The sequence below is a fragment of the Sphingomonas sp. 66-10 genome (genome assembly GCF_001897045.1).
Lineage (GTDB): Bacteria > Pseudomonadota > Alphaproteobacteria > Sphingomonadales > Sphingomonadaceae > Sphingomonas > Sphingomonas lycopersici.
In genome coordinates this window covers 62492-68319 of sequence record NZ_MKRR01000001.1, presented here as the reverse complement: position 1 = coordinate 68319, position 5828 = coordinate 62492, and the positions used below count along the sequence as shown (strand labels likewise).

5 protein-coding genes and 1 tRNA gene are annotated in these 5828 nt (G+C 67.9%); 2 read left to right on the top strand and 4 right to left on the bottom strand.

The window, feature by feature from the left end:
• Both BGN95_RS00345 and BGN95_RS00340 read right to left on the bottom strand, forming a co-directional pair.
• Positions 1-1052: AMP-binding protein (locus BGN95_RS00345; protein ID WP_286771274.1), on the bottom strand; the 1052-nt coding region annotated here is incomplete at its 3' end.
• A gap of 138 nt (positions 1053-1190) precedes the next feature.
• A tRNA-Thr gene (locus BGN95_RS00340) sits at positions 1191-1265 on the bottom strand.
• 79 nt (positions 1266-1344) lie between these two features.
• Between BGN95_RS00340 and BGN95_RS00335 the strand changes: the two genes are divergently transcribed.
• A complete protein-coding gene (locus BGN95_RS00335) occupies positions 1345-1482 on the top strand; it encodes a hypothetical protein (RefSeq protein ID WP_179512394.1) in 138 nt (45 codons plus the stop codon).
• 112 nt (positions 1483-1594) lie between these two features.
• On the opposite strand, the gene BGN95_RS00330 is transcribed toward BGN95_RS00335, so the two are convergent.
• Complete coding sequence (locus BGN95_RS00330) at positions 1595-3394, bottom strand: aminopeptidase P family protein (protein WP_265313920.1); 1800 nt, start codon at positions 3392-3394, stop codon at positions 1595-1597.
• Positions 3395-3416: 22 nt separating this feature from the next.
• A complete protein-coding gene (locus BGN95_RS00325) occupies positions 3417-4337 on the bottom strand; it encodes a DUF808 domain-containing protein (protein WP_286771273.1) in 921 nt (306 codons plus the stop codon).
• A 584-nt stretch (positions 4338-4921) separates the two neighbouring features.
• Between BGN95_RS00325 and BGN95_RS00320 the strand changes: the two genes are divergently transcribed.
• The coding region (locus BGN95_RS00320; protein WP_502688221.1) for a beta-propeller domain-containing protein at positions 4922-5828 on the top strand (907 nt) is incomplete at its 3' end.

The window sequence follows — 5828 nt, the reverse complement described above, 5'->3', positions numbered from 1 at the left end:
ACATCGCGCATGTCGTCATCCACCACGCGGGTCAGGACGTGGAGCGTCGGGCGCACGGCCGATCCTGGGCGGGTGGCGTGATCCGCCGGCCCCAGCACGGTCGCGACGGGCGCGATCTCGGTCTGGCCGTAGAGGTTCCATAGCCGGAGGCCCGGGAAGCGCGCCGCCAGCTCCTCGATGATCGCGACCGGCATGATCGACGCGCCATAATAGCATTTGGCGAGCGACGAGAGGTCGTGCGCGGCGAACAAGGGCGAGCGGAGCAGCGCGATCCACACCGTCGGCGGGGCAAAGAAGGAGGTGACGCGGTGGCGCTCGATCAGCGGCAGCACCTGATCGGGGGCGGGCGAGCCGGCGATCACGCTCGTCGCGCCCGACAAGAGCGCCGGGCCGGCCATCGCGTCGAGTGCGGCGCAGTGGAACAGCGGCAGCGCGTGGAGCGCCACGGTATCGGGGGTCCAGCCGCAATCGAACAGGCAGCTCTGATATTGCCACAGCACCGCGGCATGGGTGAGCATCGCGCCCTTGGGGCGGCTCTCGGTGCCGCTGGTGTAGATGATCTGGAGCAGATCGTCGGCATCGGCGCGGTCGCCCGGCGCGGCGCCGGGGACGAGCAGATCGCGCCAGCCGCGCGCGCCGGCCGGCGCGTCACCCTCGACGATGAAGGTCGCCTCGACCGTCGCGGGGTTCGCCTCGCGCGCCAGCGGCGCCAGCGCGGCGTCGACGAACAACAGCCGCGCTTCGGCATGATCGAGGATATAGGCGATCTCGCCCGCGCCGAGCATCACGTTGACCGGCACCAGCACCGCCGCGATGCGCGCCGCGGCGAAGCGGATCGCGAGAAAGGCGTGGCTGTTGCGCGCGAGGATCGCGATCCGGTCGCCGGGGGCGACGCCGAGGTCGAGCAGCCCCGCCGCCAGTTCGTCGACGATGCGATCGAACGCGGCATAGCTCCACGTCTCGTCGCCGAAGATCAGCGCGGCCTTGTCACCGTGGCGCGCCGCCGATCGACGCAGCATCAGCGACAACGACTGGGCCTGGGGTGATGTCACGCCGCGAATCCTCTCGTCACCGTCTTCTCCGTCGAGAAGCCGTGCCATCGCGCGGCGCCGGGGACAATCACGATCCGCGCCGATCGCCCCGGCGCCCTCGCGAAATGCGAGGGCGGTCATGCGGTTTTCTGAGGAAAATGGTGCTGCCGGTGAGGATTGAACTCACGACCTCAGCCTTACCAAGGATGCGCTCTACCACTGAGCTACGGCAGCATCGCCCGAAGGGCAGGGGCGCCCTAGAGACGAGGGCGACGGCATTGTCAAGGCGTTGTGCGCGCGCAATAGCGCTTTCATGGCAAACGACCGTGAAGATCGCGCCGCCCGCCTCGCCGAGCAGCTGCGCGCCAACCTCAGGAAACGCAAGGCGCAGGCACGCAGTCGGCCGGATGCGGAGGCGGCGGCGCCGGATGATTCGGCGCCGAAGGCGTGATACTCCCCGTTCGCCCTGAGCTTGTCGAAGGGCTGTCCTTCTTCCTTGGAAGAAAAGGGCAGGGCTTCGACAGGCTCAGCCCGAACGGCGGTTTGGATTTGGGTCTGAGGCGTTACGCCCCGATCCGCCGGCACCGCTCGATCAGCCAGGCGCGGTCCTCGCCCTCCAGCACATCGCCCAGCGTCGCCGCGACGCGCGCGTGATAGGCGTCGAGCCACGCCAGCTCGGCCGCGTCGAGCAGCGCCGGCTCGATCAGGTCGCGGTCGATCGGGGCGAGCGTCAGCGTCTCGAACGCCAGCATCGCCGCCTCGCCTCCGGCGATCTCGCGCTCGATCACCAGCAGCAGATTCTCGATCCGGATGCCGTAATCGCCGGCTTTGTAATAGCCGGGCTCGTTCGACAGGATCATGCCCGGGCGCAACGGCTCCTGCGGCCCGCCGCCGCCGTAGCTCGGCTTGGCAATCCGCGCCGGGCCTTCGTGGACCGACAGATAGCTGCCGACCCCGTGCCCGGTGCCGTGCGCATAATCGAGCCCGGCCTGCCACAGCGGCAGCCGCGCCAGCGCATCGAGCTGTTGCCCGGTCGTGCCGTGCGGGAAGACCGCGGTGGCGAGCGCGATATGCCCCTTGAGCACCCGGGTGAAGCGATCGCGCATCTCGGCGGTCGGGGTGCCGATCGGGACGACGCGGGTCAGATCGGTGGTGCCGTCGGCATATTGCCCGCCCGAATCGATCAGATAGAGCTGGCCGAGCTCGATCGGCGCGTTCGATTCCTCGGTGACGTGATAATGCGGGCTCGCGCCATGCGCGCCGGTCGCCGAAATTGTGTCGAACGACAGATCCTTGAGCAATCCGGTCTCGGCGCGGAATTCCTGCAGCTTGGCGGCGGCGGAAAGCTCGGTCTGCCCGCCCTTGGGCGCCTCCGCCGCGATCCAGCGCAGGAAACGGGTCAGCGCCGCGCCGTCGCGCAGGCTGGCGGCGTGGTGGCCGGCGATCTCCGCCGGGTTCTTGCATGCCTTGGGGATCACGACGGGATCGCGCAGCGACACCACCTTGCCCCCCGCCGCCTCGATCGCCAGCGGGATCGCCGCGACCGACAATGCGGGATCGACCGCCACCGTCTTGCCCGCGAACGCGCCGAGCGCGGGGGCGAAGGCGGTGCGATCGTGGATCCGCACCGCATTGCCGAGATGCTGGCGCACCGCATCGGTCACCTTTTCCGGCGCGACGAACAGATCCGCGGTGCCGTCGGCATTGACGATCGTATAGGCCAGCGCGACCGGCGTGCGCGCGACATCGCTGCCGCGCACGTTGAGCAGCCAGGCGATCGAATCGAGCGCGGCGAGCACCACCGCATCGGCCTTTTGCGCGGCGAGCCAGTCGGCGATCTCGGCGCGCTTTTCGGCGGAGGAGCGGCCGGCGAGCTGGTTGTCGTGAACCGAGAGCGTCGCGTCGGACGGGGCGGGGCGGTCGGGCCAGATCGCGTCGATCGGGTTGGTGTCGACGGGGACCAAAGTCGCGCCGACCTTGGCCAGCGCGGCCGATGCCTCTGCCACCCAGGCGCGGGTGTGGAGCCACGGGTCGTAGCCGATCCGCGCGCCGTCCGCCGCATGCCCCGCGAGCCATTCGGACACGCTCGTCTCTGGGACGCCGACGAACTGCCAGTCGCCGCCGTCGACCTGTTCGCGCACCTGGAGCGTATAGCGCCCGTCGGTGAAGATCGCGGCGTCCTGGGGCAGCACCGCTGCGGTGCCCGCCGATCCCTGGAAACCGGTAAGCCACGCGAGCCGCTGCGCATAAGCGCCGACATATTCGCTCATATGCTCGTCGGTCAGCGGCACGATGAAGCCGTCGAGGCGCTGGCGGGCAAGCTGCTCGCGGAGCGCAGCGAGGCGGGCGGAATAAGTCGACATAGAGCTGCTTTCCGATTCTCGATCAATGACGCCGCGGGACGAGGTGAAGCACGCCCGCGATGATGCCGCCCACGATAAGCCCGACCACGCCCGAGAGGAAGGCGCTGACGAGCCACGCCGCGACGCCGCCCAGCGCATGCTGCGCCGCCTCCGCCGCGTGATGCACCCATAAGGGGATCGGGGTGAGGTGGAATTGTTCGAGCCCGTGGACGATGATCTGCCCGCCGACCCACAGCATCGCGGCGACCCCGATCTGCGAGATCAGCGACAGCACGATCGGCATCGCCGCGACGAGCCCGCGGCCGATCTTTTGCAGCGCAGCACCGGGGCGGCGGGCGAGCGCGAGGCCGATATCGTCCATCTTCACGATCAGCGCGACGACGCCATAGACGCCGACGGTGATCGCCACCGCGACCACCGCCAGCGCGATCGCCTGATTGACCAGCGGCTGATCGGCAAGCGAGGAGAGCGCGATCGCCATGATCTCCGCCGAAAGGATCAGATCGGTGCGGATCGCGCCCGCCACCTGGCGCTCCTCCAACTCCTGCGCGTCGGCGGCGACCACCTCGGTCGCGTCGTGCGGCGCACCGGACAGCGCCTCGATCACCTTCTCGGCCGCTTCGAAGCACAGGAAGGCGCCGCCGGCCATCAGGATCGGGGTGATCGCCCAGGGCGCGAACGCCGCGAGCAGCAACGCCGCCGGGAGGAGGAAGACCAGCTTGTTGCGGAGCGAGCCGAGCGCGATCTTGCCGATGATCGGCAACTCGCGTGCCGGGGAGAGGCCGACGACGTAGCGCGGGGTGACCGCGGCATCGTCGATCACCACCCCCGCCGCCTTGGCGCTGGCACGCCCGGCGGCGCCGGCCACGTCGTCGAGGCTGGCAGCGGCGAGTTTCGCGAGTGCAGCGATATCGTCAAGCAACGCAACTAGGCCGGCGGCCATTCGCGAATTCCCCAATGTTGTGATCCCGAGGCATGGACCATCGCGCAGCTTCGCAGCCGCACGCAAGGGGCGGGGACGATCCACGCCAAAGATCGGGGCGATTCGCTGGACCGTCCTTTCCGTTCGCGCTGAGCTTGTCGAAGGGCTGTCCTTCGTCGCGTGCAGAAAAGTGCAGGGCTTCGACAAGCTCAGCCCGAACGGAGGATAGTACAGCCTGCGTTGCGCAGAGCATTCGAATGTCAGGAGAATCGTAAACGGGGGAGAGCAGCCGTGCGGCAGTGGCGCTCGATCCCCCGCACTGTTGCTCCGCCGGTGCCGGTCTTAACCGGCGGCTCCACTCCAAATCTTTCTTATGATTCGGCGCGCTTCAGCGCGGCTTCCATGCATGGTTCGCAGCCAAAAAGAAAGGCCGGTCTCGCGACCGGCCTTAAAAGTTTTTAGGAGAGGATGCCTGAAAGGCCCGACCCTTGTGCAGTGCAGCACGGGTTTTCGCAACTGCAAACTAAGCGTTTACGATTGCAAATGCTGCAATCGCGGCAGTCGAAACGCATCGACATGGCCGGGCGGCGGGTTATGGAGGTGGCATGAAATTTCCCGCTCCGCCCCGCGCCGCGCGCCGCCCGCATCAATTCACCCGCCACGGCATCACGATCGACGATCCCTGGGCGTGGCTGAAGGACGCCGGCTATCCCGATATCACCGACAAGCAGATCCTCGGCTATCTCGAGGAGGAGAACGCTTATTTCGACGCGGTGATGGCGCCGCTCAAGCCGCTGACCGAGCGAATCAACGCCGAGATGCGCGGGCGGATCAAGGAAGACGAATCGACCGTGCCGCAGCGCGACGGCGACTGGCTGTACTGGACCGCGTTCGAAACCGGCGGCCAATATCGCAAATGGTGGCGCAAGCCCGTCGCCGGCGGCGCAGACGAATTGCTGCTCGACGAGCCGGCGCTGGCCGAGGGGCACGAATATTTCCGGCTCGGGGCGTTCGCGCCGTCGAACGACGGGACCAAGCTCGCCTATGCGATCGATGATTCGGGCGCCGAGCGGTTCGAGATCCGCGTCAAGGATCTCGTCACCGGCGAGCATCTGCCCGAGGTGATCCCGGGGATGCTCTCCGATATCGTGTGGACGTCGGACGACGCGGGCTTTCTCTATGGGCTCGCCAACAAGGAATGGCGCACCGACAATGCGCGCTTTCACCGGCTCGGCACCGATCCGGCCGAGGATGTGGAGCTCTATCACGAGGATGACGAGGGCTATCGCGTCGCGGTGTCCGAGACGAGCGATCGCAAGTGGATCGTCATCGGCACCGGCGATCATGTGACGAGCGAGATCCGGCTGCTCCCGGCAGGCGATCCCTTCGCGACGCCGATCCTCGTCGCGCCGCGGCTTTCCGGGCGCGAATATGATGTCGACACCCACGGCGACACATTGTTCATCCACACCAACGACACCGATCCGATGTGGCGGCTCGCCACCGCGCCGC

Coding starts and splice junctions, on each gene's coding strand:
- BGN95_RS00335 (WP_179512394.1), top strand. CDS start 1,345: ATGGCAAACGACCGTGAAGATCGCGCCGCCCGCCTCGCCGAGCAGCTG.
- BGN95_RS00330 (WP_265313920.1), bottom strand. CDS start 3,394: ATGTCGACTTATTCCGCCCGCCTCGCTGCGCTCCGCGAGCAGCTTGCC.
- BGN95_RS00325 (WP_286771273.1), bottom strand. CDS start 4,337: ATGGCCGCCGGCCTAGTTGCGTTGCTTGACGATATCGCTGCACTCGCG.